The 25,409-nt window shown below is 65.3% G+C and carries 22 protein-coding genes and 1 tRNA gene; 11 read left to right on the top strand and 12 right to left on the bottom strand.

Annotated elements, in window-relative coordinates:
* Positions 1-38 precede the first annotated feature (38 nt).
* Genes CXQ89_RS00420 through CXQ89_RS00405 form a run of 4 tightly spaced genes read right to left on the bottom strand, consistent with a single transcriptional unit; the run spans position 39 to position 5,310 of the window.
* Positions 39-314, bottom strand: coding sequence for an HPr family phosphocarrier protein (locus CXQ89_RS00420; RefSeq protein ID WP_104053585.1), 276 nt, complete (start codon positions 312-314; stop codon positions 39-41).
* Positions 315-373: 59 nt separating this feature from the next.
* Positions 374-2,086, bottom strand: a complete 1,713-nt coding sequence (gene ptsP / locus CXQ89_RS00415) for a phosphoenolpyruvate--protein phosphotransferase (RefSeq protein WP_104159944.1) — start codon at positions 2,084-2,086, stop codon at positions 374-376.
* A gap of 33 nt (positions 2,087-2,119) precedes the next feature.
* The gene (locus CXQ89_RS00410) at positions 2,120-4,282 is read right to left on the bottom strand and encodes a fructose-specific PTS transporter subunit EIIC (protein WP_104159943.1); all 2,163 of its coding nucleotides are present in this window, start codon (positions 4,280-4,282) and stop codon (positions 2,120-2,122) included.
* On the bottom strand, positions 4,282-5,310 hold the full coding sequence (locus CXQ89_RS00405) for a 1-phosphofructokinase family hexose kinase (protein WP_104159942.1): 1,029 nt from the start codon (positions 5,308-5,310) through the stop codon (positions 4,282-4,284). The genes CXQ89_RS00410 and CXQ89_RS00405 overlap by 1 nt, the downstream gene beginning before the upstream one ends.
* Before the next feature lie 168 nt (positions 5,311-5,478).
* Here CXQ89_RS00405 and CXQ89_RS00400 point away from each other — a divergent pair, with 168 nt between their 5' ends.
* From CXQ89_RS00400 to CXQ89_RS00390, 3 genes are all read left to right on the top strand, one after another.
* Positions 5,479-6,135: an alpha/beta hydrolase gene (locus CXQ89_RS00400; protein ID WP_104053589.1), complete on the top strand. Its 657-nt coding sequence runs from the start codon at positions 5,479-5,481 to the stop codon at positions 6,133-6,135.
* A gap of 141 nt (positions 6,136-6,276) precedes the next feature.
* Positions 6,277-6,543: a GlsB/YeaQ/YmgE family stress response membrane protein gene (locus tag CXQ89_RS00395; protein ID WP_104102621.1), complete on the top strand. Its 267-nt coding sequence runs from the start codon at positions 6,277-6,279 to the stop codon at positions 6,541-6,543.
* A 186-nt stretch (positions 6,544-6,729) separates the two neighbouring features.
* Entirely contained in the window at positions 6,730-7,452 is a 723-nt protein-coding gene (locus tag CXQ89_RS00390; RefSeq protein ID WP_104159941.1) for a hypothetical protein, read from the top strand.
* A 39-nt stretch (positions 7,453-7,491) separates the two neighbouring features.
* Here CXQ89_RS00390 and CXQ89_RS00385 read toward each other — a convergent pair whose 3' ends face one another.
* Complete coding sequence (locus CXQ89_RS00385) at positions 7,492-8,748, bottom strand: DUF445 domain-containing protein (RefSeq protein ID WP_104159940.1); 1,257 nt, start codon at positions 8,746-8,748, stop codon at positions 7,492-7,494.
* A gap of 243 nt (positions 8,749-8,991) precedes the next feature.
* Between CXQ89_RS00385 and CXQ89_RS00380 the strand changes: the two genes are divergently transcribed.
* From CXQ89_RS00380 to CXQ89_RS00370, 3 genes are read left to right on the top strand one after another with little or no spacing between them, the layout of a single operon-like run.
* On the top strand, positions 8,992-10,830 hold the full coding sequence (locus CXQ89_RS00380) for a glycoside hydrolase family 15 protein (RefSeq protein WP_104159939.1): 1,839 nt from the start codon (positions 8,992-8,994) through the stop codon (positions 10,828-10,830).
* Positions 10,827-11,222, top strand: a complete 396-nt coding sequence (locus CXQ89_RS00375) for a hypothetical protein (protein WP_104053594.1) — start codon at positions 10,827-10,829, stop codon at positions 11,220-11,222. The genes CXQ89_RS00380 and CXQ89_RS00375 overlap by 4 nt, the downstream gene beginning before the upstream one ends.
* Before the next feature lie 10 nt (positions 11,223-11,232).
* Entirely contained in the window at positions 11,233-11,742 is a 510-nt protein-coding gene (locus CXQ89_RS00370; protein ID WP_104159938.1) for a metallophosphoesterase, read from the top strand.
* An 11-nt stretch (positions 11,743-11,753) separates the two neighbouring features.
* Here CXQ89_RS00370 and CXQ89_RS00365 read toward each other — a convergent pair whose 3' ends face one another.
* The 3 genes from CXQ89_RS00365 to pta form a co-directional block, all read right to left on the bottom strand.
* Positions 11,754-12,938, bottom strand: coding sequence for a zinc-dependent alcohol dehydrogenase (locus tag CXQ89_RS00365; protein WP_104159937.1), 1,185 nt, complete (start codon positions 12,936-12,938; stop codon positions 11,754-11,756).
* 813 nt (positions 12,939-13,751) lie between these two features.
* Positions 13,752-14,909, bottom strand: a complete 1,158-nt coding sequence (locus tag CXQ89_RS00360) for an acetate/propionate family kinase (RefSeq protein ID WP_104159936.1) — start codon at positions 14,907-14,909, stop codon at positions 13,752-13,754.
* A complete protein-coding gene (gene pta, locus CXQ89_RS00355) occupies positions 14,909-16,981 on the bottom strand; it encodes a phosphate acetyltransferase (protein WP_104053599.1) in 2,073 nt (690 codons plus the stop codon). Before pta ends, CXQ89_RS00360 begins: the two co-directional genes overlap by 1 nt.
* 266 nt (positions 16,982-17,247) lie before the next feature.
* Here pta and CXQ89_RS00350 point away from each other — a divergent pair, with 266 nt between their 5' ends.
* The 3 genes from CXQ89_RS00350 (at position 17,248) to CXQ89_RS00340 (ending at position 20,242) form a co-directional block, all read left to right on the top strand.
* Positions 17,248-18,798, top strand: coding sequence for an APC family permease (locus CXQ89_RS00350; RefSeq protein ID WP_104159935.1), 1,551 nt, complete (start codon positions 17,248-17,250; stop codon positions 18,796-18,798).
* 83 nt (positions 18,799-18,881) lie between these two features.
* Positions 18,882-19,247, top strand: a complete 366-nt coding sequence (locus CXQ89_RS00345; protein WP_104159934.1) for a thiamine-binding protein — start codon at positions 18,882-18,884, stop codon at positions 19,245-19,247.
* 125 nt (positions 19,248-19,372) lie between these two features.
* Positions 19,373-20,242, top strand: coding sequence for a spermidine synthase (locus CXQ89_RS00340; RefSeq protein ID WP_104159933.1), 870 nt, complete (start codon positions 19,373-19,375; stop codon positions 20,240-20,242).
* A 100-nt stretch (positions 20,243-20,342) separates the two neighbouring features.
* On the opposite strand, the gene CXQ89_RS00335 is transcribed toward CXQ89_RS00340, so the two are convergent.
* Positions 20,343-21,773 (bottom strand): NCS2 family permease, encoded by a 1,431-nt coding sequence (locus CXQ89_RS00335; protein WP_104053602.1) that lies wholly within the window; start codon positions 21,771-21,773, stop codon positions 20,343-20,345.
* A gap of 143 nt (positions 21,774-21,916) precedes the next feature.
* Entirely contained in the window at positions 21,917-22,558 is a 642-nt protein-coding gene (locus CXQ89_RS00330; protein WP_146067175.1) for an FAD-binding protein, read from the bottom strand.
* 297 nt (positions 22,559-22,855) lie between these two features.
* Here CXQ89_RS00330 and CXQ89_RS00325 point away from each other — a divergent pair, with 297 nt between their 5' ends.
* Positions 22,856-23,848, top strand: coding sequence for a universal stress protein (locus CXQ89_RS00325; RefSeq protein ID WP_104053604.1), 993 nt, complete (start codon positions 22,856-22,858; stop codon positions 23,846-23,848).
* Between the two features lie 21 nt (positions 23,849-23,869).
* On the opposite strand, the gene CXQ89_RS00320 is transcribed toward CXQ89_RS00325, so the two are convergent.
* Together CXQ89_RS00320 and CXQ89_RS00315 are read right to left on the bottom strand one after the other, a co-directional pair.
* A complete protein-coding gene (locus tag CXQ89_RS00320; RefSeq protein WP_104053605.1) occupies positions 23,870-24,799 on the bottom strand; it encodes a cation diffusion facilitator family transporter in 930 nt (309 codons plus the stop codon).
* 13 nt (positions 24,800-24,812) lie between these two features.
* On the bottom strand, positions 24,813-25,172 hold the full coding sequence (locus tag CXQ89_RS00315; RefSeq protein ID WP_104053606.1) for a metallopeptidase family protein: 360 nt from the start codon (positions 25,170-25,172) through the stop codon (positions 24,813-24,815).
* Positions 25,173-25,330: 158 nt separating this feature from the next.
* Here CXQ89_RS00315 and CXQ89_RS00310 point away from each other — a divergent pair.
* Positions 25,331-25,403, top strand: a tRNA-Glu gene (locus CXQ89_RS00310).
* The last annotated feature ends 6 nt before the right edge of the window (positions 25,404-25,409 follow it).

Raw genomic sequence — 25,409 nt, 5'->3', positions numbered from 1 at the left:
GATAACTCCGCTGGCTTCGCTGTATCCGGATTTCCCTATTAGGCGTCGAGATCCGTTTCCAGGATTTTTACCAGGGCATCGAGGGCCTCGTCGGCCCCATCACCCTCGGCCCGCAGCACCACGACGTCGCCGTTGGAAGCACCCAAACTCATGAGCGACAGCATGCTGGCGGCGTCCATTGCCTCCTCGGCGGGTTCCCCCTCCATTGCAATGGTTACGTCGACGGGCTGGGCCGCAGCTGCCTCGGCGAAGATGGAGGCGGGACGGGCGTGCAGGCCAACTCTGCTGGCGATTGTGGCTTTACGTTCTGGCATGGTGTGTGTTTCCTTCCGTTTCTACTCTCAGTACGCGTGGTGGATGACTCAGGGTGAGGCTACAGTCCCAGCTCCTCGAGGACGGGAAGACGGCTGCGGACCGCGGAACGTGCCTCTGCTGCAGTGTGCGCACTCAGGGCGACTGACGCCAGATCCTGCGCCTCAGCGAGGGACACGGTGGCCAGGACTGCTCCCACGGAGGCGAGTGCCCGCGGGGTCATGGACAGCGTGTTGACTCCCAGCCCTGTCAGCACGACGGCGAGGGCAGGGTCTGCCGCCGCTTCACCGCAGACGCCCACATTCTTGGTTGCGGAAGTGGTTTGGCCCGGCTCAGCGGCTGCTTCCGCGGCGCGCGCTCCTTCAACCGTTCGCCCGATCAGCTGCAGCACCGCCGGTTGCCAGGGATCATTCAGGGTGGCCAGGGTGCCGAGCTGCCGGTCCGCTGCCATGGTGTACTGCGTGAGGTCGTTAGTGCCCAGCGAAGCGAAACGGACCCGGGAAAGGACGGCCTCAGCCATGAGTGCGGCTGCCGGGACTTCGATCATCACTCCGGGCATCGCGAGTCCTGCACCGGTGCACTGAACCGCAAAATCCGCAGCCTCCTCGGCGGTGGAAATCATCGGAGCCATGACCCACACATCGGCTTCGTGTGCGCCGGCGGCAATGGCAATCGCTTCCAGCTGGCGGCCGAGGACGCCGGGGGAGGACCTGTCGGTACGGAATCCCCGAACGCCCAGGGCAGGATTGGGTTCGGTGGCATCAGTCAGGAACGGCAAGGGCTTGTCCGCACCGGCATCCAAGGTGCGGACCACCACTTTCCGTCCGGGGAAAGCCTCAAAAACGGCACCGTAAGCCGTGACCTGTTCCTCTTGGGTAGGCTCCGAATCGCGGCCAAGGAAGCAGAATTCGGTGCGCAGCAAACCGATGCCTTCCGCACCGGCCGCCGCCGCAGCCTTCGCGTCCTTGCCGGAACCCACGTTGGCGAGGAGGGGAACACGGTGACCGTCCGACGTCGTTCCCGTACCGCTGAAGGCGGGCAGGGACACCCGTGAGGCGTACTTGGAAGCGGCTTCCCGTTCCGAAGCGCCCGGTTCCGCCACCACGGTTCCGGTGGCCCCGTCGACGTAGAGCTCGGTGCCGTCGCTGAGTGAATCGGCGTCTGGGGCTCCCACCACAGCCGGCAGCCCCAGGGCACGTGCCAGGATGGCGGTGTGTGATTGTGGTCCGCCGCCGGAGGTGACAAGGCCAATAACCTTCGCCGGGTCCAGGGTGGCCGTGTCAGCGGGGGCCAGTTCCTCGGCGACCAGGATGAACGGGGTGTCGGACGCGGGAATCCCCGGCGCCGGGAGCCCGTCCAGTTCAGCCACGATGCGCGCCCGGACGTCCAGGACGTCCTGTGTGCGCTCAGCCATGTAGCCGCCCAGGCTTTGCAGCATGGCGGCAACCTCCAGCCCCGCCTCCCAAATGGCCCGGTCGGCGGCCATGCCGGCATTAATGTGTTTGCCGGCAGCCTTGAGCAGCATGGGGTCTGTGGCCATCATGGCTGTTGCGTCCAGTACGGCCTTGGCATCTCCGCTGGCCGTTTCAGCCCGGTGGCGGAGGTCTGCCCGGACTTCTTCGGCTGCGTCCTTCAGCCGGGCCTTCTCTCCGTCCACCGTGCTGTCTGCCCCGAATCTGGCATCAGCTTCGGGCTCGGGCACCGGAGGCGGCATCCGCAGCGATGGGCCAAGCACCCGCCCGGCGCTGACTCCGATTCCCTTGATGGTCCGCATCAGTGTGCCTCTCTGTGTGTGGGTAGTGGGCTGCTAGGCAATGACGGGTTCCTCCACGCGTTTGGGGGCCGTCCAGCGTTTGAGCGCCACATAGATCAATCCTGAGGCCACCATTCCCGCGAGGATAGCCACAATGAACATCAGGATGTTGCCGATGGCGAAGAACACGAAGATTCCGCCGTGCGGTGCCTGGGACGTCACGCCGGTGCCCATGCAGATGGCGCCGGCAACGGCTCCGCCAACCATGCAGGACGGAATGACACGGAAGGGGTCTGCCGCGGCAAAGGGAATGGCGCCTTCGGAGATGAAGGCGGCACCGAGCAGCCAGGCGGCCTTGCCGTTCTCCCGCAGAGCCATCGTGAACTGCTGTTTGTCCACCACGGTTGCCAGGGCCATGCCCAGCGGAGGAACCATGCCGGCGGCCATGACCGCGGCCATGATTTGCCAGGGTGCCTGGTTCTCGAAGCTTCCTTCGCCGAGTCCCGCCACTGCAAACGCGTACGCCACCTTGTTGATGGGGCCGCCGAGGTCCGAGCCCATCATGAGTCCCAGAATGATGCCCAGCACAATGGCGGTCACTCCGCCGAGGCCGTACAGCCAGTCATTCAGGGCCTGGGTCAGGGCGGCTATGGGACCGCCCAGGACAAGGATCATCAGCCCGGAGGCTATCAGTGAGCTGATGAGCGGAATGATCACCACGGGCATCAGACCCCGCAGCCACGAGGGTACCGACCAGCTGCCGACCCACCGCGCAACGTAGCCGGCCAGCAGGCCGCCGACGAGTCCGCCAAGGAAGCCGGCGTCCATGAACAGGGCCACTGCACCGGCAGTGAACCCCGGAGCGATGCCCGGCCGGTCAGCCAGGGCGTAGGCAATGTACCCGGCCAGGGCAGGCACCAGGAATCCCAGGGACAGGTTGCCGATCTTCCAGAAGACTGCTCCAAGATAGGTCAGCAGGCCCTGATCGCCCGGATTGAAGAGGGTGCCGCCGTCCAGGATGATGTCACCGGTCAGGTCGCCGTCGTCGTTGGACAGCGACAGCTCATAACCTCCGAGGAGGAAGCCCAGGGCAATGAGCAGGCCGCCGCCGGCAACAAACGGAATCATGTAGCTGACGCCGGTGAGCAGAGCCCGCTTCAGCTGTCCGCCGAATCCCTCACCGCCGCCGCTGCTTTGCGGATCGCGCTCCTCGCCGCCTCCTCCGCCGCCCGCAACACGCCGGGCATTGGGATCCTTGGCGGCGGCAAGCGCTTCATCGATCATGACGCCGGGTTCGTCGATGCCCCGCTTGACCGGACCGGCCACCACGGGAAGGCCGGCAAACCGGCCCTTGTCCCGGACATCGACGTCGGTGGCGAAGATGACAGCCTCCGCGTTGCGGATGACCGAAGGGTCCAAGGGGGTTGACCCCGCGGATCCCTGTGTTTCCACCTGCAGGTCAATCCCCCGTTCGGCGGCCACCGCAGCCAAAGAATCCGCCGCCATATAGGTGTGGGCAATGCCTGTGGGGCAGGCGGTGACAGCGACCAGATGGTGGGTTCCTCCGCCGTCGCCGGCTGCGCCTGTATCGCCGTTGTCCGCGGTGGGCTCCGATGCCGGAGCTCCTGCCGCATGGGCGCCCTCCGGACTCCCGGACGCGGTTTCAGCACCTGCGTTGCCGGCGCCTGCCGCCGTGGCCCCGGTGACCGGAGCCTGATTCGCGGCACCCGAAGCCGTTCCTCCGGATTGTGACTCCGGGACCGGTCCCAGCCCCAGTGCTCCGTCCACCAGCTCAACTATTTCCTGGGGGGAGGCCGCTGTCCGCAGCGCACTGGTGAAGTTTTTCTTAATCAGCGAACGTGCCAGCTTGGAGAGCAGCTGCAGGTGTTCCTGGTCCGCGCCTTCCGGTGCGGCAATGAAAAATACGATGTCCGCCGGGCCATCCTTGGCTCCCCAGTCCACCGGTGGCTGGATCCGGGCCATGGCCAGCGTGGCCTTGGTGACTGCCGAGGAGCGGCAGTGGGGAATGGCTATTCCGCCGGGAACCCCCGTTGCTGTCTTGGATTCCCGGGCCATGGCATCTGAGTACAGCCCGTCAAAGCCGGTGGCGCGTCCCGCTGAGACCACCTGTTGGACCAGGTGGCGGATCACCTCGGACCGTTCGGTTCCCAGATTCTGGTCAAGGGTGACCAACTCCGGTGTGATGAGATCCGACATTAGTTTTCCTCCTTAGATGCCGCCTGAGCGGTTGCGGAGCCGGGGGTGTTAGCGGGGAGGGGTATCTCCGTCACGGTCACCGCGGCGGGATCAGTCTGCGCAAGCGTGGGGACAGTGGTGCCCGGAAGGGATGCGGCTGCGGCGCCGTGTGCCACGGCCTGGCGCAGACAGTCGCCCGGCGGGGCGCCGGCGACGTCGGCGAGCAAGTACCCGGCCAGGGAGGAGTCGCCGGCGCCTACGGTGGACCGGGCCGCGACCGGCGGGCGGGTGGCCTGCCAGGCCCCCTCAGCCGTGATGAGCAGGGCGCCTTTGGCGCCCAGAGTTGCCAGGACGGCTCCGACGCCCCGGGCGATAAGGGTCCGTGCCGCCTGCACGGCCAAAAGCGGATCTGCTTCGAGTTCGTCTTCGCTTCCAACGCCGGTCACTTCGGCCAGCTCCTCTGCGTTGGGCTTAAGCAGGTCCGGTGTGGCGCCGTGCATCAGCGCACCAAGGAGCGGAGGGCCTGAGGAATCAACGGCGATGCGCGGAGCGGCGTCGCCAAACTGCCTGCGGACGGCATGTGCCACCAGTGCATACAGGTCCGGGGACGCCCCGGGAGGCAACGACCCGGCAAGCACCAGCCACGACGCAGCAACGCCGTTCCCGCCGGCAGCACAGGTGTGCACCAGCAGGCTGATGAGGGCTTCCTGGTCCGAAGGGTCCAGTGCAGGGCCCGGGACGTTGATCTTGGTGGTGGTTCCATCCGGTTCCGTCAGGGTGATGTTGCTGCGGAGCGCGGATCGGATGGGCAGGTTTGCGTAGCTGACGCCGGCGCTGCGCAGGGCGGAAAGCACAGGGTCATTGTCGCCGCCGGGCAGGACGGCGATTGACTGCAGCCCGGATGCGGTGAGGGCGCGGGATACGTTGACTCCTTTGCCTCCGGGATCCCCGCTGATGGCGGCAGCGCGCTGGACAGCCCCGCGGACCAGCGGTCCCGGCAACTCGATGGTCCGGTCCAAACTGGGATTGACGGTGAGGGTGACGATCATTGATGGTTTCGGCATGGACACCCGCAATCTGCGCCACCTCATGACGTGGCGTACGCCACGTCCGGTGTGCTGAACCAACGCTATTTAGGTTGACCAGCGATTGCAATGGGAGGCGTTTGCCGCGCTGTTCCAAAGCCCAAACGGGTCTGTCCGGAATAGGGTGGGTGCATGCGCAACGTCCTATGGTCCGCCCCTGCCGACGCCCGCCCCGGCACCCACCTCCTCGTGATGCTGCATGGCTACGGAACGGATGAACACAGCTTGGCAAGGTTGTTTCCGTCAATTCCCGCGGGGATTACGGCTGCTGCGCTGCGAGGCACCTTTCCAGTGGGGGACTCGCACGGCTGGTTCCTCCTGGATCCGTATCTGCAGTCCGACACCGCCGAGGTGCTGGAGGCCGCAGCAGCGGTTTTCACCTGGCTGGACCGGACCATGGCAGGGGAATCCTTCACCGGGGTTTCGCTGCTGGGGTTTTCCCAGGGCATGGCGATGGCCACCACCCTGCTCCGTCTGCGGCCCGGAAGGTTTGAGTCCGTTGTGGGACTGTCCGGGTTCGTGGCTGAGAACGAACTGCTGGCCATGGCAGAACCGCTTCCGGAGCCCGTCCCCTACTTCTGGGGGCGGGACCGGGATGACTGGGTGATCAATGAAGACGCGGTTCTTGGGACGCAGGATTGGCTGGAAAAAAATACCGCGCTGACCGCCCGCACATACCCCGGGATGGGGCACAACATTGGTGCCGACGAGCTTCGTGACGTGAGTCTCTTCCTGAGGCGTTATGTAGTGGCCCAGCCCCGCCCTGACGGGGAAGACAAACGGAGCTAACATCTATCGGCAAGGAACCAAAATCGCTTTCAACTACTACCTAAGCATGCTTATGAAGTACAGTGGAGGAAAGCGCGGCCCACAGGTCGCTCGGCAAAACAACGAAATCATCACTCGTTCACACAGCAAGGAGTAATCATCATGGGTTTCATTGCTTTCCTTATTCTTGGTCTTATCGCAGGTGCTATCGCTAAGGCAATCCTTCCGGGTCGCCAGGGCGGCGGCTGGATCGCTACTCTGGTCCTCGGCGTCATCGGCGCCCTGCTCGGTGGCTGGATTGGCGGCGCCATCTTCGGTGTCGAGTTGGAAGAATTCTTCTCCATCCAGACGTGGCTTGTTGCCATCATCGGCTCCATCATCGTTCTCGCGATCTACGGCTTCGTTACTCGCAAGAGCAGCCGCGCCTAGTTCGTGAGTCTGCGCTCCGGCGCAGAGTTCTGCAGCAGACTGCAGATAGAAAGCGGGACCGGCGGATTATTCCGCCGGCCCCGCTTTTTACGTACCTGCCTCACGTAGGCTTAAACGGGCTGGTGCCCTGCACCGGAACATGTGTCGAAAAGGAGCGTTGCCGTGGGATTTTTATCCAACCGTGCCATGAAGGCTGCCGGGGGGACCGTCTTTGAAAAGGACGGGACACCCAAAGCTTCGGTGCTCCGGGCAATGGAGCGGGCCGTGGAGGTCCAGCGCCCCCTGGTGCTCGCAAATATCAGACGGCTGCAGCGCAAGCATCCTCAGGCGACACCGGCGGAACTGGTGTCGATCGTGGAGAAGCATTACCTGAACACCGTGACCGGAGGCGGAGCCGCGGTGGGCGCGACCGCCGTCGTGCCCGCCATCGGCACTGTCGCAGCTTTGGGGCTCTCAGCGGCGGCAACGGTGGGTTTCCTTGAGGCAACGGCGCTCTACGCGCAGTCAGTCGCCGAACTGCACGGGGTGCACCTCTCAGATCCGGAGCGTTCACGGACCATGGTCATGGCCATCATGCTTGGCGAAGAGGGAACCGCCATGATGCAGTCCGTTGCCGGGCGTGGAGGCAAACCCTGGGCCAGCTCGCTGGGCAAAATGCCGTCCGGCGTGATGGGATCCGTTGGATCATCCATTCGAAAGCAGTTCATGAAACGCGTCATTGCCCGGCAGGGAACGGCTCTGCTTGGCCGCGCGCTGCCCCTGGGGATCGGGGCGGTGGTGGGCGGAGCGGGCAACCACGCCATGGGCAAGGGTGTCATCAAGGCCGCCCGGCGTGCGTTTGGCCCGGTACCGGAAACAATCAGCGGCGAACTGGCCGAGGATCTGCGGCAGACGCCGGACACGCCCTAGCGAAACAGGCCGGGCGGGCGTGTGCGCCCGCTGCCCGCCCTAGCCGAAGACCGCGTGCGCCACGGTGAAGATGGCCAGCCCCGCCAGGGACCCCACCACGGTGCCGTTGATTCGAATAAACTGCAGGTCCTTGCCCACCTGAAGCTCGATCTTCTCGGACGTCTCCTGCGCGTCCCAGTGCTCCACCGTTTCAGTGATCACGCCGGCTATGTCGCTGCTGTAGGTCTTCACCAGGTATCCGGCGGCATCGGCGATCCAGGTATTCACCTTTGCGGCGAGCTCGGGATCGGTGGCGAGCCGGTGACCGAAGTCCTGCACTGCAGCCTTGAAGTTCTGCGTCAGCTCGCTGTCCGGGTCATCCACGGCGGTGGTCAGGGCATTCTTGATAGTGGCCCACGTCTGTGTGATGAGCTGCTGGACCCGGGGATCATCCAGTACCTGTTCTTTGATCGCGTCGGCTTTGGCCATGACGGCGGGATCCTCCTGCAGGTCCCGGGCCACTCCCTTGAGGTAGTTGTCCAGGGCACGGCGCATCTCATGGTTCTGATCTTCCTGCACGGCCCGCAGGAAGCGCCCCACTTCCACCTGCACACGGTCGCCCACCAAGTCATCCACAAACGAAGGCACCCAGGACGGGGACCGCTGGGCCACCAGTTCGGAGATGACATCCGGGTTCGCTTCCACCCAGTCATTGATGCTGTCTACCACCAGATTCACGAGCTGGTGATGGTGCCCCTCTTCGAAGACCCGTTCCGCCACCCGGCCCATGGGCGGGCCCCACGGCGGATCCACCACGTGCCGGCGGAACATGGACTCCAGAACTGTTTTGACGGCGTCGTCGTCCAGGACCCGCAGGATTCCGCGGATGGCGGCGGACCCCTCGGTGGCTACGCGGGTGGCGCTTTCCGGGCGTTCCAGCCAGGCGCCGGCCTTCTGCGCCAGCTGCATGGAGCCCAGCTTTTGGGTGATGACCTCTTCGGAGAGGAAGTTGCTCTCCACGAACTGGCCGAGGGACGCGCCGATCTGATCCTTCTTGCGCGGAATGATCGCCGTGTGCGGAATCTTCACTCCCATGGGGTGCTTGAAAAGCGCGGTGACTGCAAACCAGTCCGCCAAGGCGCCCACCATGCCGCCCTCGGCGGCAGCCCGAACGTACTGCAGCCAGGGATAGCGCTCCTGCAGGGCAAAGGAGATGACGAAGATGACGGCGAGCACCACCAGCAGTCCGGTCGCCACCATTTTCATTCGGCGCAGCCCTGCCGCCCGCTGGGCATCGTCCAGTACCGGGAGGCTCATGCCGACGCTCCGTTTCCGTCGTTACGAAGGTTCCCCGGCCGGGGAACCGAAGATGAAATCGAAGACAAAAGCAAAACCGCTCCTCGTGCTTGTGCCGGTTCGTGTGCCGCGGGCCGGTCGGACGCCGCGGCAGGAACCGTCCAGCCAATGTAATCAGTCTGCTGTGCAAGGTACCGTGTCGGCAAACGCCGTCCCCGGGGGACATGCTGGGAGCGGCGCCGGCCGTGTGGTTGAGTGGGGCTCATGGCTTCCCCGATTGAGGATTATGCGCTGGTTTCAGACCTGCACACCGGTGCCCTGATTTCCCGGCGGGGAAGCATCGACTGGCTGTGCCTGCCGCGGTTCGACTCGCCGTCGGTCTTTGGCGCATTGCTGGGAACCGAGAACCATGGCCGGTGGCTGCTGGCTCCGGAGGGGGATGCCGCCGTCGTGAGCCGAAGCTATCTTGGACCCACCTTTATCCTGCAGACACACTGGGCAACTGACACCGGCGCTGCGCTGGTCACTGAGTTCATGCCGGTGGGTGACGGCCGGGCTTCGATTGTGCGCCGGGTGGAGGGAATCAGCGGAACCGTGGATATGCGCCAGGAGCTGGAAGTGCGCTTCAACTACGGAACCGTCCTGCCGTGGATGCGCCGTGACCCCGATCCCCACGGCGAGCGGCTGCTGGCGATAGCCGGACCGAATGCACTGGTGCTGCGCGGGGACAACCTGCCCCGGGCGGTGGACCACCAGCACGTAGGGCGCTTCACTGTGGGTGCCGGCGAGCGCGTGGACATGGAACTGACCTGGCATCTCTCCCACCATGAAGTGCCTCCGCTGACGGACATCGACACCGCGCTGGCGTCCACCACCGACTATTGGGAAAGATGGGCGGACCACTGCGATCCCGCGCAGCAGTATGTTGGACCCGTCCAGCGCTCGCTGCTGGTACTGCGCGCGCTGACGCATGAGTCCACCGGCGGCATTGTGGCGGCTCCCACCACCTCGCTTCCGGAGGTTGCGGGCGGGGAACGCAACTGGGATTACCGCTACTGCTGGCTCCGGGATGCGGCGCTGACCCTCGAAGCCATGCTGGGTCACGGCTACGCGGATGAGGCACTGCGTTGGCGCAACTGGCTGCTGCGTGCCGTGGCCGGTGACCCGGAGGACCTGCAGATCATGTACGCGGTGGACGGTGCCCGTGAACTTCCCGAACGCATCCTGCCCCAGTTCACCGGGTATGGAGGATCCGTTCCGGTGCGCGTGGGGAACGGGGCGGTTTCCCAGTACCAGGCCGACGTCGTCGGTGAAGTGATGGTTGCCCTGGCCAAGCTTCGGGATGCGGGCGTGGCGGAGGACAGTTTCTCCTGGCCCCTGCAGCGGGCCCTGATGACCTTCCTGGAACGCCACCTCGAGGATAAGGACCACGGAATCTGGGAAATGCGGGGAGAGCCCCAGCACTTCACCCATTCTCGGGTCATGATGTGGGCGGCGTTTGACCGGGCGGCCGCCGCCGTCCGGTCCCATGGCCTGGACGGTCCGGTGGAGCTGTGGGACGCCCTGCGGGACGGACTGCGCGAGGAGATCCTGAACCGAGGCTTCAACGAAGAATTGAATACCTTCACGCAGTATTACGGCAGCAGGGAAGTGGATGCGGCTCTCCTTCAGCTTCCTCAAGTGGGCTTCCTGGCCTACGACGACGAACGCATGCTGGGCACGGTGGCCCGGCTTGAGCAGGACCTGCGCACCGACTCCGGCCTGCTGCTGCGCTACGCCACGCACAGCGGGATTGACGGCCTGGAGCCCGGTGAGAACCCCTTTCTGGCCTGCAGTTTCTGGCTCGTTGAACAGTATGCCGCCACCGGGCGGACCGGGGAGGCGCGCGCCCTCATGGACCAATTGGTGGCATACTCCAACGAGCTGGGCCTGCTCAGCGAGGAATATGATCCGGTGCACAATACGATGGCCGGAAACTTTCCGCAGGCTTTTTCCCACCTTGCCCTGGTCCGAGCCGCGGACGCGCTGAACACCGCGGCGCCGCTGACGGATGCTCCTGCCGGACCTTCCGTCATCTTCCACCCCACCGAAAGAAGCACATGAACCGCCAAAGTTCCTCAGCAGCCGCCATGGCGGCGCTGCTGTCCGTCAGCGCCGTCAATCATTTCCGCAACCCGAAGTTCTACAACGCGGTGGTTCCCCGCAGCATCAGCACGGACACGGACGGGCAGTTCGGTGTGCTGACCCGCCGGCAGTGGACCCACCTGAGCGGGGTGCTGGAGTTTGCCGCCGCGGCGGGTCTGCTGCTGCCGGCCACCCGCCGGGCGGCCGCCACGGGAACCACGCTGATGTACATCGCCTTCATCGCCGGACACCTCAGTGCGCTGCAGCGTGCCTTCGGTCCCCGCGGATCGGACCGGGAGAAGGCCATCCACCTGGCCCGGCTGCCCCTGCAGCTGCCCCTGATCCGCTGGGCCTGGAGCCTGCGCGGCTAGGAAGCGGGACATGGCAACGAATTTGCTGGTGCTGTCGGACACCCATCTGCCCAAGCGGGCGCGGGAGCTGCCCGCGCAGCTGTGGGCGGAGATTGAGGCAGCTGATGCCGTGGTCCACGCCGGTGACTGGGTCAGCGATGACGCACTGGATGAAATGCTGCAGCGCTCGCGAAAACTGATTGCCTGCTACGGCAATAACGACGGCGGTGCGCTGCCGTCCCGGCTGCCTTTGGTTGCCACGGCCACGGTTGAGCAGGTGCGGCTGGCCGTCATCCACGAAACAGGTCCTGCCGCAGGGCGGGAAAAAGGCCTGGATGAGCAGTTTCCGGACACGGATCTACTGATCTTTGGGCACAGCCACATTCCGTGGGACACCGTGACCCCGGCCGGAATGCGGCTGCTGAATCCCGGGTCGCCCACGGACCGCAGGCGCCAGCCCTTCTGCACCTACATGCGCCTCACAGTAGAGGGGGAAGCCGTCACCGTGGAGCTGGTGCGGCTTCCCCCTCGAAAGGCTTAGTTGCTGCCGGTTTAGTTGGCGCCGGGCGTGAAGACGACCTTGATGCAGCCGTCATCCTTCTTCTGGAACTTCTTGTACAGGTCCGGTGCTTCCTCCAGTCCGGCACGGTGGGTGGTCAGGTCCATGACGCCCAGCGGATCGGAGGGATCTTCGACCAGCGGAATCAGGTCATCCACCCAGCGCTTGACGTTGGCCTGGCCCATGCGCATGTTGATCTGCTTGTCGAACATCTCCATCAGCGGCATCGGGCTGGCCATGCCGCCGTACACGCCGCTCAGGGACACCGTGCCGCCGCGGCGCACAGCGTCAATGGAGCCGTGCAGGGCGGAGAGCCGGTCGGTTCCGGCTGTTTCCATGGCCTTCTGTGCCAGCTTGTCGGGCAGGAAGCCGACGGCGGTTTGGGCGATGGCGCCCACCGGCGAACCATGGGCTTCCATGCCCACGGCATCGACCACGGAGTCCGGTCCGCGGCCGTCCGTCATCTCGCGCAGTTCATCGGCAACGTCCTTGGTCAGGTCCAGCACCTCTGCGCCGTGCTTGGCGGCCAGCGCCCGCCGTTCAGCCACCGGCTCCACCGCGATGACGCGGTAGCCGAGGTGGGTGCCGATCCGGGCTGCGAACTGTCCCACCGGGCCGAGGCCGTACACGGCCAGCGTTCCGCCGTCGGGCACATTGGCGTACTGGACGCCCTGCCAGGCGGTGGGAAGGATGTCGGACAGGAACAGGTAGCGCTCGTCCGGCAGTTCGGAACCGACCTTGATGGGGCCGTAGTCCGCGTGCGGCACGCGCAGGTATTCGGCCTGAGCCCCGGGTACGGAGCCGTAGAGCTCGGAGTAGCCGAAGAGCGGAGCGCCGGATCCCTTCTCCCGGACCTGGGTGACTTCACACTGGGTCTGCAGGCCGCGGCGGCACATGAAACAGGAGCCGCAGGCAATCTGGAAGGGAATCACCACGCGGTCACCGCGCTTGAGGTTGGTGACGCCGGAGCCGACCTCTTCGACGATGCCCATCGGTTCGTGGCCGATAATGTCGCCCTGGTTCATGTATGGGCCCAGGACCTCATACAGATGCAGGTCAGATCCGCACAGGGCCGTGGACGTGATGCGGATGATGGCATCGGTGGGTTCCTGGATCACCGGATCCGGTACCTCGATGACACTGACGTTCCGCTTTCCCTGCCAAGTTACTGCCTTCATGTGCAAACCTCCTGCTGATTGCGTTGGATGCTTTGAAAGTGCGTGGAACCCATTGTGGCAAATAGTAAGGGTGCTGACAAAATACTGTCCACGGCGCGCCGCATCCAATGCTCGAAGTGGGGGCACCTATGCGCAGCGGATATCGGCAGTCGCATCTCGAATCAGCGGCGGGCCTTAGCCCCAGCAGACCTAGGGGGTGCTCCGGGGCGGGACCTTGCGAGGGGATGCCGGTGTCGCGAGGACTCGGGGGTCCCGGCGGAGAAAGGCCATTTCCAGGGCTTCCTCGTTGGTTAGTACACGACCTGAGGGCAATGAATGCGATGCCGGCGATTCCGGACCCAATCGGCACACTGGAAGGGCGGACGGAACAATGATTTCCACCGGCTGGACAGCCGCATAACCCGCTCCTGGCCGCCCCCCGTCGGCAGGACCGGACCGGATGCCGGCATCCACGGCGGCATCAGCGCCCGCGCGCAACTGCGTCAAAGCGTCCCTTTCCACGTGTTCGGCCCTGGCGAGGTTCACCCGGACCGCGGCGCCCAGGGATCCGGTATGGGTAAGAATGTTCACCAGTGTTGCGTAAGTGGAAGCGGTAAGGCAGCCCCGGACCTCTAAGCAGGCTAGGCGCAGCTGTGTATCGATTCGCACCAGGACCCGAAGCCCGTGGCCGTTTGAGGACTGGTCCCGTGATTCACTGAGCATCGAATCCTCCGCACACTTGTATTAGGCGGCGTCTGCTTAACCGGGTAACCGACGTTATCCCACGTGAGACGGTCTGTCTGCCCCTGGGAGTGGTTACTGGCCCGGCACCTGCTAACTGGGCGCCGCACCCGCGGGCGAGGCGCTGTTCCGGGCCACGGTTTCAGCTGTAGCTTCGGCGATTGCTTCCTCTTCATCGGTGGGCACCACCAGGACAGGAATGGCAGACGCGGCACTGCTGATCAGCCGGGCCCCCGATTCCCGCCGCCGGTTTGCTTCCTGGTCCAGCTCGATCCCCAGGGCGCCGAGCTTGTCCACGGTCAGCTCGCGGAAGTCCCAGGAGTTCTCTCCGATGCCCGCAGTGAACACCACCGCCTGCGCGCCTCCCACAGCCACATGGTAGGCGCCGATGTACTTGGCGAGCCGGTACGCGGCAATGTCCAGGGCCGTGGCGGCGGTTGTGTTCCCGGCTGCCGCCGCCTCCTCCAGAGTCCGCATATCCGAGGCTCCGCCCAGGGCCAAAAGACCCGACTCCCGGTTCAAGAGATCATCAAGGGTCTTCGCGTCATACCCTTCCCGGAGCAGGAACACCAGGATGGACGGGTCAACATCACCGCTGCGGGTGCCCATCACCAGTCCCTCCAGCGGGGTGAACCCCATGGAGGTGTCGATGCTCCGGCCGTCCTTGATGGCCGCCACCGAGGCCCCGTTGCCGAGGTGGGCGATAACGGCGTCGAACTCCTCAGGGTTGATCCCCAAAAAACGTGCCGCAGCCGGAGCCACAAAACCGTAGCTGGTCCCGTGGAAGCCGTACCTGCGGATGCCGTACTTGCGGTAGAGGCTGTTGGGGAGGGCGTAGCGCCAGGCGTGCTCGGGCAGGGTGCGGTGGAACGCGGTGTCGAAAACTGCCACCTGGGGAGTGTCCGGCCATTTGTCATGCACGGCGCGGATGCCGCGCGCGCTGGCCGGATTGTGCAGGGGTGCCAGCGGGCTAAGGCGCTCAATGGAACGGACAATTTCATTGTCAATCAGGACCGGCTCGCTGAAGCGCTCGCCGCCGTGCACCACCCGGTGTCCGACGGCGTCAATGTCCCGGCCGCCGAGAGCTTCGGGCAGGCGGCGGGCCAGCTCCTCCAGCGCAGCGCCGTGGTCCGGCACCGCCTCTTCGCCGATCCGGTCGATGATGCCCTTGACCAGGAGCTCACCGGTTGCGGTGTCCCGCACCTGGTATTTCAGCGACGAGGATCCGGAATTGATGACAAGTACCAGCATCAGCCCTCCTGGGCCTGGACCGCGGTGATGGCCACGGTGTTGACAATGTCTTCAACGGTGCAGCCGCGGGAAAGGTCATTGACCGGTTTCCGCAGTCCCTGCAGGATTGGCCCGACGGCCACCGCTCCGGCCGACTGCTGCACCGCCTTGTAGGTGTTGTTGCCGGTGTTGAGGTCGGGAAAAATGAAGACGGTGGCCTGCCCGGCCACGCTGGAACCGGGCAGTTTCGAGGCGGCAGTGGAGGCGTCCACTGCGGCGTCGTACTGGATGGGTCCTTCCACCGGCAGGTCCGGCCGGCGGCTGCGGACCAGTTCGGTGGCCTCGCGGACCATTTCAACCGATTCACCGTGTCCCGAAGCTCCGGTGGAATAGGACAGCATGGCCACCCGGGGCGTCACGCCGAACCGGGCGGCAGTGTCCGCGGAGGCCAGGGCAATGTCCGCCAGCTGCTTGGCATCCGGCTCCGGGTTGACAGCGCAGTCCCCATACACCAGCACCCGGTCCTCCAGCAGCATGAGGAAGACCGAGGAGACGATCTCCACCCCTTCCTTGGTGCGGATGAATTCCAGTGCCGGCCGGATGGTGTTGGCAGTGGTGTGGGCCGCTCCGGAGACCATCCCGTCCACCCGTCCCAGCTGGACCATCATGGTGCCAAAGTATGCCCCGTGGAGCATGCGTTCGCGGGCGTCCTCCAGGGTCACGCCCTTCTTGGCCCGCAGGGCCGCGTATTCGCGGGCAAAGTCGTCCCGCAGTCCACTGGTTGCCGGGTTGATGATGGTGGTGCCGCTGAGGTCAACGCCTTCGCTGGCAGCCAGTTCCCTCACCTGGCCTTCGGGCCCCAGGATGGTTAGGGCGCACACGTCCCGGCGCTGCAGGATTTCGGCGGCGCGGAGTACCCGTGCGTCCAGGCCCTCCGGCAGGACAATGTGCTTGCGCTGCGCCCGGGCACGCACGATCAGCTGGTTCAGGAACCGCAGCGGCGTGGTTTTCTCCGGGCGGGGCAGCTCCAGTCGCTCCAGGAGCTCATGCTCGTCCACGTGCCGGGTCCAGACGCCGAGGGCGGCCGCCACCTTCCGGCGCTGGCCCGAGGCAATCTCGCCGCGCACCCGGCTGACTTTCCGCGCGGCCGTGTACGTGTCGTCGTCGACGGCGAACACGGGAAACGGTGCCTGCGACAGCAGGGCGAGGATGCCCGCATCAATGGGCAGGCCGCCGGTCAGCACCATGCCGCTGGGAACCGGAAACTCGGGCGAAACGGCGGAGGCCAGCGCAGCCACCATGACGTCCGCCCGGTCGCTGGGGGCAATGACCAGATTGCCGTGGTCCAGCTGGGAAATAAAGTTCCCCACCGTCATGGCAGCGACCTTGATGCCGACGACGTCGCGTTCCAAGGATGCGCTGCCGGCCACCTGGCGCGCGTGCAGAGCCCTGGCGACCTCGGACATGGAGGGTTGGGAAATCTCGTTCAGTTCGGGCATCACGTACACCGGCCGGCCGGAGGCTCCCGGGCGTACGGCGGCCCTGACTTCATCCACGGCGTCCGGCTCCGCCCGGTTGACCATCATGGCGAGGAGGTCGCAGTGTGCGTCGTGCAGCTCCCGCCTGGCTACGTCCACCGCATCGGCCGTTTCCGGCACCGTCATCTCCCGCGCGTTGACGACCGCCAGCACCACAGCGCCCAGGTTGTTCGCGAGGCGGGCGTTCAGGACAAACTCAAGGGCGACGTCGTGCCCGGAAAGGTCGGTGCCCTCGATGATCACCACGTCGCAGTGGGCTGCAACTTCGTTGTAGATCGTCAGGCACCGGGAATCCACTTCACCGCGTTCGCCGGCCACAAGCAGGGAGCGGACCTCGCGGCGGGTGAGCCCGCCCCGGCTTGTCTCGGCGGTCAGGTTAAAGTTGCGCTGCATCAGCCGCACCATGGGATCCTGTGCCGGTTCGGAGCCTTCCACGATTGGCCGGAAGAACCCTACGCGGTCGGCATGGCGCAGCAGCATGTCGGCAAGGCCGAGGGTGACAAGGGACTTGCCGGACCCCGGGGTCATGGCACTGACATAGATTCCGCGGGCCATGGTTGTTGTCCGATCTGTGGGCTTCAGGGCCGTGCCGCTGCGTTGACACCGGAAGCGCACAAGGTGTGACCGGCGACACTGTTCCATCTTCCCAAAAGCACCGGGCAGTGGCTAGCAGGCAGGCCGCCGGAGCCCGCCGCGTACCGTTTCCCCCGTCCTGGCTGGACTGTAACGTCTCAGCATGTGGGATTAAACTGGAGAGCGCCGGTCTGCGGCCTACGATTGATCGGTCAGTTTTACCGAATACCTCGAGTACAAGGACCACCGTGAGTCTCTTCCGAACCAAACCCATTGAGGATTCCCTAGCGGATGCCGACGAACCCGGACGGCGGCTAAAACGCTCCCTGACCACCTGGGATCTCATGATTATGGGGGTGGCCGTGGCCGTGGGTGCCGGGATTTTCTCGGTGGGCGCCAAGGCGGCTGCCGATTTCTCCGGTCCGGCGGTGACCCTGTCCTTTGTCCTGGCTGCGCTCACCTGTGCGCTGGCCATCATGTGTTACGCCGAGTTCGCCACCGCCATTCCGGTGGCCGGCTCCGCCTACGTCTTCACCTACGCCACCATGGGCGAACTTGTGGCCTGGATTATCGGCTGGAACCTGATCCTGGAACTGTTCACTGCCGCGGCCGTGATCGCCAAGTACTGGGGCATCTACCTCAGTGAGGTGTTCCGGCTGATCGGCTGGGACGTTCCGGCCACCATCGACCTCGGTCCGGTGGACCTGACCTGGGGCCCGCTCCTGATCGTCGCGGTCTTCACCGTACTGCTGGTGATGGGCACCAAGCTGTCCGCCCAGGTCAGCAACGTCTTCACGCTGATCAAGATCGGCGTGGTGCTGTTTGTCATCGTCGCCGGCTTCTTCTACGTCAAGGCCGAGAACTACACGCCCTTCATTCCGGATTCCGTACCCACCGGAGGCACGGGCGCCGAAAGCGTTATGCAGCAGTCGCTGTTCTCCTTCCTGACCGGTGCGGCGCCGGCCCAGTACGGTGCACTCGGCGTGTTTGCCGGTGCCGCCATTGTTTTCTTCGCCTTTATCGGATTCGACGTCGTGGCGACGTCCGCCGAAGAAGTGAAGGACCCGGGCAAAACCCTTCCCCGGGGCATCTTCGCCGGACTGGCAGTGGTCACCCTGCTCTACATCGGCGTATCCCTGGCCCTGACCGGCATGGTTTCCTACACCGATCTCGCTGCCGCCGAAGCGCCCAACCTCGCCACTGCCTTCAGCCTGGTGGGCAACACCTGGGCGGCGCAGGTCATAGCCATTGGCTCACTGATTGGCCTCACCACCGTGATCATGGTGCTCCTCATGGGCCTGGCCCGCGTGGTGCTGGCCATGAGCCGCGACGGCCTGCTGCCCCGCTCCCTCTCCCGCACCAGCGACAAGCACGCCACCCCGGCCCGCCTGCAGATCCTGTGCGGCACCCTGGTGGCACTGGTAGCCGGCTTCACGCAGGTTGATGTGCTGGAAGAGATGATCAACATCGGCACGCTGTCCGCGTTTGTGGTGGTCAGCCTGGGTGTCCTCGTACTGCGCCGCAAGCGCCCGGACCTCAAGCCTTCCTTCCGGGTGCCTTTTGGGCCCGTGCTGCCCGTGCTTTCAGCCCTGCTGTGCCTGTACCTGATGGCCAACCTGGCCGTGGAAACGTGGATCTACTTCGCCGGCTGGCTCCTCATCGGATTCCTGGTGTACTTCGCCTACGGCCAGCGGAATTCGCGCATGAATGAGAAGTTTGCCGAGGTCCGGCAGGCGGAACGGGATGAACGCGCGGACCGGCTGGCCCGCGAACAGGACTCTTCCGCAACGGAGGCCTGAACGCGTCCGGCTCGCCTGCGGGTTGGACCCGTGGGCGGGCCGGCGGGGTTGCTTTCGGAGGCGCCGGTGGCAGACTGGGCCTCATGCTAGTTGCCTTTTCAGTAGCCCCGTCCGGCGTTGGTCCGGACACTCCCGCGGGTCCCGCGGCGGCTGACGCGTCAGTGCACGACGCCGTCGCCGCGGCAGTCCGGATTGTGCGCGAGTCCGGCCTGCCCAACCGCACCGATTCCATGTTCACCACCCTTGAGGGGGAGTGGGACGAGGTGATGGAGGTGATCCGCCGTGCCACGGAAGCGGTGGGCCGTTACGGCAGCCGCGTGTCCCTGGTGCTCAAAGCCGACATCCGGCCCGGCCACACCGGTGAAATAGAAGGCAAGGTTGAGCGGCTTGAAGCGGCGCTGGAACGCTCCCGGGAAGTGGATTCCGGGAGCGGCAGCACCCGTTCCTGAAGTCTCGTTCCTGCCGCGGGCGGCACCGCTGCAGGCGCTTAAACTGGAAGCATGACCCTTACTCCCTGCGCGACGACGCCGACCGGCTGCCTCCGGACCATTCCGGTTCTCCGGATGGCTGCCTGATGGGCCGGCAGCGGCCCGGAAAGAATCCGGCTCACTCTGCGGATACAGGAGATGCGCCCTCGGGTGGGCCTGTGGCCGGAACCTATCCGGTGGACACCGGAACCTGTGAACTGATCCCGGACCAGTTCAACCCCCACGGCTGGATCCTGAAGGTCAACGGAGTGCACAGCTCCCACATCGACGTCGCCGATCCGCGCCTGCTGGACTTTGAATACATGCGCTGGATCGCTGCGCTTGTGGACACACACTGGGAAGCCGACGCGAAGCTGCGCGCCCTGCACCTTGGTGGCGCCGCCTGCTCCATGGCCCGCTACTTTGCCGCCGGTTTTCCCAATGCCCGCCAGGTGGTGGTGGAACTGGACGGCCGCCTCGCCGAACTGGTTCGTGCCTGGTTTGACCTGCCGCGTGCACCCCTGATGCGGCTGCGCGTGGGGGAAGCCCGCGAGGTCACTGAAACCCTGCACGACGACAGCCGCGACCTGGTGATCCGTGATGTCTTCGCCGGTGCCAAAACTCCGGAGCGTCTCACCACCCTCGAATTCACCGCCCAGGCGGCGCGGGTACTGGCACCCGGCGGGCTCTACATCATCAACTGCGGCGACACCCCGGATCTGCGCGGAGCACGCCGCGAAGCCGCCGCGGTGAGCCGGGTGTTTGCGCACACCGCCGTCGTCGCGGATCCCGCGATGCTCAAGGGCCGGCGCTACGGCAATATGATCATTGCCGGCAGTGACGCACCGTTTGCCGGGCACCCGTCCCTGCCGCGGACCCTGCTGGGCGGCGGCGTTCCTGCCCATCTGTGGGATGACGCCCAGGTGCGCGCCTTTGCCGCGGGCACGCGTCCGCTGACGGACGAAGAGGCGTCCTGACAAATTTCTGGCATCAAAAAGGCCGTCCGTGATGCACAGTGCACCACGGGCGGCCTTTTCTTCATGCCCTTCGAAACCCGACTGCTTCGGGAACGGGGACTTAGATCCCGAGGGCTGAGGAAATTGCCCCCACGGAGAAGAACACCACGAAGGCTGCGGCCACCACATACATCAGCGGGTGGACTTCCTTGCCGCGGCCCTGGAAGAGGCGGATCACGGCGAAAGTCACGAACCCGGCACCCAGGCCGGTGGCGATGGAGTACGTGAACGGCATCAGGACAATCGTCAGGAACGAGGGAATGGCCAACCCAATGTCGCTCCAGTCGATCTTGCCAACCTGGGAAACCATGAGAAAACCCACCACCACCAGTGCGGGGGCGACAGCCTCAAACGGCACCAGATAAATCAGCGGCGTCAGGAACATGGCGACAATGAAGAGCAGGCCGGTCACCACGGAGGCCAGCCCGGTGCGGGCGCCTTCGGCGATGCCTGAGCCGGATTCCACGAAGATCTGATTGGAGGAAACACCCGCGGCACCGCCTGCAACTGCACCGGCTGCATCGACCAGGAGGACGCGGTCCACGTTCGGGATGTGACCGTCTTTGTCGACGGATCCGGCGGCGGACGCCAGGCCCACCATGGTGCCCATCGCGTCAAAGAAGATGCTCAGCAGGATCACGAAGGTCAGCAGGGACGCAGCGACGACACCAAGCGTCTGGAAGGAACCAAAGACGCTGACTTCGCCCAGCAGGGAAAGATCCGGGGCCGCCCACTGCGGCATGCTCGGGGTGACCAGCGACCAGCCGGTTTCGATGCCGGCGCCCTGGGAGCCGGGGGCAGCGACCATCTCGATGATCACGGCGAGGACGGTGGAGGACACGATGCCAATGAGGATGGCGCCCCTGACGTTGCGGGACATCAGGACGATCGTCACGAGCAGGCCAAAGACGAAGACCAGGCTCGGCCAGCCCAGCAGCTGGCCCCCGGTGCCCAATTCCAGCGGAACGGTGGTGCCGGCCGCGTCGGGGATGCGGCGGACAAAGCCCGCGTTCACAAAGCCCAACAGTGCAATGAACATGCCGATGCCGACGACGATCGCCGTTTTCAGGCTGGCCGGAACGGCCCTGAAGACCGCGGTCCGGAAACCGGTCAGGACCAGGATGAACATGGTCACGCCGGAAAGCAGGACCAGGCCCATGACGTCGGGCCAGGTCAGGCCCGGATTGGTTGCCACCGTTGCGGCGACGAAGGCGTTGACGCCCAGCCCGGTAGCGAGCGCAAACGGATGCTTGGCCCAGGCGCCCATGATGATGGTCAGCACGCCGGCCACGAGGGCGGTGGCAGCAGCGACAGCAGGCCCGGACAGTGTGTTGCCTACGCCGTCCTGGCCGCCGAGGATCAGCGGGTTAAGCACCACGATGTAGCTCATGGCGAAAAATGTGGCCAAACCACCCCGGACTTCGCGGGAGACGGACGAACCCCGTTTGGAGATCTCGAAATACCGGTCCAGCTTTGAACCTTGTTTGAGCATGACGCTTCCTCTGAATGGGTCTTGGCGTGTGAGGGGAATCCCGCCATTCGATCTTATCGCGCGCCTTTGGTCGCATTACCGGGAGGACATATAAGGGTGGAGAGCCCGTAACGTGAGATTCATCGCGTCCGTCCGCGCCGGAACTAAGCGCTGCCGGTCCAAACCCCGGAACCAGAGTCGAAAGCCGCGCCGCGCTGAGCCACTTCCTGTCCCGCGCGCTTGGCCTGACGGACCAGTTCGCGGGTGGATGAAGTAACTGCTTCCCCCGCACCCACAACGTAGAGGCCCGCACTGCGCAGGGACTTGCGCCGTTCCGCTCCGGCAGTGAATCCGAGTGAGCGGAGCAGCTTTAGCACTGCCGGGCGCCCGCATCCGGCCAGCACCACGGCATCGGCCAGCAGCAGGCCCTCGGGGGTGCGGACCGCCCACTTGACGGCTGTCCGAGTCACCGGTGCGGGAATCTTGGAACCCCGCAGCAGGCCCACTGCCTGGACGGCAGTGCCGCGGCGGATATCCAAGGAGTGGCCCGTCGCGTAACCGTGCAGCAGGCGGAGCAGCTCGGCCCGTCCCGGCAGGCCCGCGGAATCCGTAACCGGCACATGGGCCGGTTGGCTGTCATGCGCAAGGCCGTCCAGGACAACGGACTCCACGCCCCGGCGGTTCAATTCACTCACTACTGCCAGACCGGTCAGCCCGCTGCCAATGACGACGGCGCTGGTCACTTCCGTGTGGATTCCCGCCTCCGGGGGTACTGCTTCTGCCGTGCCGTTAATTGTGCGGGTCACTGTTCTAACCACCGAGGCAACCCCCTGACGTAGATCAAGGCTGCGGGTCCGGCGCCTCTTCCGGTTCCGCAGATGCCCGCCCCGGACGGATGCGGGCAGGTTTTCCGGTTGTGATGCCCCGAAGCATATCCGCCTTTCGCGGTGCCGTGTAGTGCCTCTTTCGGTGTGTTCCGGAAGCCGTCTCTCTCCGGGGCGAGGCACTGTAGGCTACCCACTAAAGCGGTGTTTGGCGGCGTTCCTCCGGGACGCCGGCGGCCGTGGGCGGAGCGAGAGGGGTGCGGAACTGTGGGTAGTTCAATGTGGAGCGAAGACAGTGGGCTGGAGGCATCGACGGGCATCGTGGTGGGTGTGGACGGCTCCGACCAAAGCCTGTGTGCCCTCGTGTGGGCAGCGAAGGAGGCTCAGCGGCGCAGAAGCCCGCTGCATGTCGTCACCGCATACACCGTGCCCATCTTTGCGGCCTCGTCCATGGACGCCGGCTACTCGACCATGGATGACGCCATCATCCGTGAGGGTGCACAGTCTGTCCTGGACAAGGCCCTGGAGCGCATCAGCCGGTACAACATTGAGGTTTTTCCGCGGGTCGAAACCGGAGATGCGTCCGCCGTCCTGCTGGAGCTGTCCGAGGAAGCGGAGCTGATGGTGGTGGGGTCCAGGGGCCGCGGCGGCTTCGTGGGGCGCCTGCTGGGGTCGGTCTCCAGCGCCCTGCCGGCGCATGCCAAATGCCCCACGGTGGTGGTTCCCCTGCGCACGGCGGGACGGCTCCCCGAAGCCGGGGTCCGGCCGCCGTCCGGATCACCCACTACGCAGACCGTTGAGGACGTGGTGGTGGTGGGCGTGGACGGCTCCGAACAGGGGCGTGCGGCGTCCCTAGTGGCCGCTGAGCAGGCCATGAGCCGAGGACTGCCGCTGCAGATCCTCTGCGCACTGCCGCCCTTCAGCGGCTCCCTTGCCTGGGTTCCCGCCCCGCTGGACCTTGAAGCCCTGCACGAGGAAATCTCCGAGCAGCTGCGGGCAGGCCAGGCCTGGCTGCAAAGCCACTTCCCGGACCTGCCGATGTCCGTGCAGCTGCTCGACGGTCCTCCCGCCGAGATCATGATCGACCGGACGGCGGACGTGGAACTGCTCGTCATGGGCACGCGCGGACGCGGAGGGTTCGCCGGCATGCTGATGGGCTCCACCAGCCAAAGCGTGCTGCATCATGCCAAGGGTCCGGTAATGGTGGTTCCCGATCACGAGGATCCGCGGCTGGCGGACCGGGCGAACTTCGGTTCCCTTCCGGAGGAATAGCCCGGACCGGGATGCCCGGGGTCAGGCGTGCTGCTGTCCCTCGTGTACGGCGTGCGTGGCCGGCTCCAGCTGGAACGTGCAGTGCTCGGTGTCAAAGTGCTCGCTGAGGCACGTGGTCAGCCGGTCCAGCAGCTGGTCCATCCGCTCGGAGGTGAGATGGTCGTCGTCGACCACCACGTGTGCAGAGAACACCGGAACACCCGAGGTGATGGTCCAGATGTGGATGTCATGCGCATCCGAGATGCCGTCCACCCGCACAATGTGGTCCCGGATCATTTCGGTGTCCACGCCCTGCGGAGTGGCTTCGAGCAGGACATCGATGACTTCCTTCAGCAGCGACCACGCCCGCGGCAGGATCATCAGGGCAATCAGGATGGACGCCCAGGTGTCCGCCTGCTGGTAACCCGTGAGCATGATGACGACGGCGGATACCACCACGGCGGCCGACCCCAGCAGGTCGCCCAGAACCTCCAGATAGGCGCCGCGCACGTTCAGGCTCTCCTTGCGGCCGCTTTGCAGGACCAGCAGGGACGCGAGGTTGGCCAGCCCGCCCACAATCGCGGCACCGAGCATGAGGCCGGTGTGCACTTCGGGTTCCGATCCGAAGCGGCGGATCGCCTCCACGAAAATGACGGTGGCAATGACGATCAGCAGCACGGCGTTGGCCAGGGCGGCCAGGACTTCCGCGCGCTGGTAACCGTAGGTGCGGCGCTTGGTGGCGGGCCGGGTGGCAATCCAGGCTGCCAGCAGCGCGATTGAAACGCCGGCGGCGTCTGAGAGCATGTGGCCGGCGTCGGCAAGCAAAGCCAGTGAGCCGGAGAGCAGGGCACCCACTACTTGGAGGAAGACAACGCTGATGGTGATCAGGAAAACGATCAGCAGTTTGCGGCGGTGCCGTCCGGTGGCGGTTCCTGCGGGCAGTCCGTGACTGTGGCCGTGATGATCTCCCATGGCTTAAGGCTAACTACCCCCAGCCAAGTTCGTGCAGGCGCTCGTCGTCGATCCCGAAATGATGGGCGACCTCGTGGATAACCGTGATGCGGATTTCATCGACCAACTCATCCCTGGAGGTGCACATCCGCATCAGTGGACCGCGAAAAATGACGATGCGGTCCGGAAGGGAACCGGCATCCCACCACGAATCCCGTTCCGTCAGGGGGGTGCCTTCGTACAGGCCCAGCAGCTCGGTTGCGGGGTCCTCTCCGGGGCCCGGGATGTACTCGTCCTCGATGAAGATCGCGACGTTGTTCATGGCGGCGGCCAGGTCCGCGGGGATGGTATCGATGGCGTCATCCACTGCGGTCTCGAAGTCTTCGGGAAGCATCTCTATGGGCACCTAAGCCACTCTAGCGGGGCGGTCTCCGGCCCGGTTACGGCGGCCGTTTTGCTGTTTGCCCAATCAGGCCCTATAGTTTTATGAGTCCACAGGGGCGCAAACGAACGGAAACTTCCGCTTCCAAGCGTTCCCTGTGTGTTCTAAAGGCCCCCATCGTCTAGCGGCCTAGGACACCGCCCTTTCACGGCGGCGGCACGGGTTCGAATCCCGTTGGGGGTACTCAGG

Source organism: Arthrobacter sp. ZGTC212, from assembly GCF_002929255.1.
Taxonomy (GTDB): domain Bacteria; phylum Actinomycetota; class Actinomycetes; order Actinomycetales; family Micrococcaceae; genus Arthrobacter_B; species Arthrobacter_B sunyaminii.
The sequence above is the reverse complement of the archived record's forward strand: the minus strand, read 5'-3'. Positions and strand labels throughout refer to the sequence as shown.

Excerpts from the sequence above, each read along its gene's own strand:
- CXQ89_RS00345 (WP_104159934.1), top strand. The coding sequence starts at position 18,882 with ATGCTAGTTGCCTTTTCAGTAGCCCCGTCCGGCGTTGGTCCGGACACT.
- CXQ89_RS00325 (WP_104053604.1), top strand. The coding sequence starts at position 22,856 with ATGTGGAGCGAAGACAGTGGGCTGGAGGCATCGACGGGCATCGTGGTG.
- CXQ89_RS00380 (WP_104159939.1), top strand. The coding sequence starts at position 8,992 with ATGGCTTCCCCGATTGAGGATTATGCGCTGGTTTCAGACCTGCACACC.
- ptsP (WP_104159944.1), bottom strand. The coding sequence starts at position 2,086 with ATGCGGACCATCAAGGGAATCGGAGTCAGCGCCGGGCGGGTGCTTGGC.
- CXQ89_RS00320 (WP_104053605.1), bottom strand. The coding sequence starts at position 24,799 with ATGGGAGATCATCACGGCCACAGTCACGGACTGCCCGCAGGAACCGCC.
- CXQ89_RS00340 (WP_104159933.1), top strand. The coding sequence starts at position 19,373 with ATGGGCCGGCAGCGGCCCGGAAAGAATCCGGCTCACTCTGCGGATACA.
- CXQ89_RS00405 (WP_104159942.1), bottom strand. The coding sequence starts at position 5,310 with ATGATCGTCACCCTCACCGTCAATCCCAGTTTGGACCGGACCATCGAG.
- CXQ89_RS00375 (WP_104053594.1), top strand. The coding sequence starts at position 10,827 with ATGAACCGCCAAAGTTCCTCAGCAGCCGCCATGGCGGCGCTGCTGTCC.
- CXQ89_RS00390 (WP_104159941.1), top strand. The coding sequence starts at position 6,730 with ATGAAGGCTGCCGGGGGGACCGTCTTTGAAAAGGACGGGACACCCAAA.
- CXQ89_RS00410 (WP_104159943.1), bottom strand. The coding sequence starts at position 4,282 with ATGTCGGATCTCATCACACCGGAGTTGGTCACCCTTGACCAGAATCTG.
- CXQ89_RS00365 (WP_104159937.1), bottom strand. The coding sequence starts at position 12,938 with ATGAAGGCAGTAACTTGGCAGGGAAAGCGGAACGTCAGTGTCATCGAG.
- CXQ89_RS00385 (WP_104159940.1), bottom strand. The coding sequence starts at position 8,748 with ATGAGCCTCCCGGTACTGGACGATGCCCAGCGGGCGGCAGGGCTGCGC.
- CXQ89_RS00370 (WP_104159938.1), top strand. The coding sequence starts at position 11,233 with ATGGCAACGAATTTGCTGGTGCTGTCGGACACCCATCTGCCCAAGCGG.
- CXQ89_RS00400 (WP_104053589.1), top strand. The coding sequence starts at position 5,479 with ATGCGCAACGTCCTATGGTCCGCCCCTGCCGACGCCCGCCCCGGCACC.
- CXQ89_RS00420 (WP_104053585.1), bottom strand. The coding sequence starts at position 314 with ATGCCAGAACGTAAAGCCACAATCGCCAGCAGAGTTGGCCTGCACGCC.
- CXQ89_RS00360 (WP_104159936.1), bottom strand. The coding sequence starts at position 14,909 with ATGCTGGTACTTGTCATCAATTCCGGATCCTCGTCGCTGAAATACCAG.
- pta (WP_104053599.1), bottom strand. The coding sequence starts at position 16,981 with ATGGCCCGCGGAATCTATGTCAGTGCCATGACCCCGGGGTCCGGCAAG.
- CXQ89_RS00395 (WP_104102621.1), top strand. The coding sequence starts at position 6,277 with ATGGGTTTCATTGCTTTCCTTATTCTTGGTCTTATCGCAGGTGCTATC.
- CXQ89_RS00315 (WP_104053606.1), bottom strand. The coding sequence starts at position 25,172 with ATGCTTCCCGAAGACTTCGAGACCGCAGTGGATGACGCCATCGATACC.
- CXQ89_RS00335 (WP_104053602.1), bottom strand. The coding sequence starts at position 21,773 with ATGCTCAAACAAGGTTCAAAGCTGGACCGGTATTTCGAGATCTCCAAA.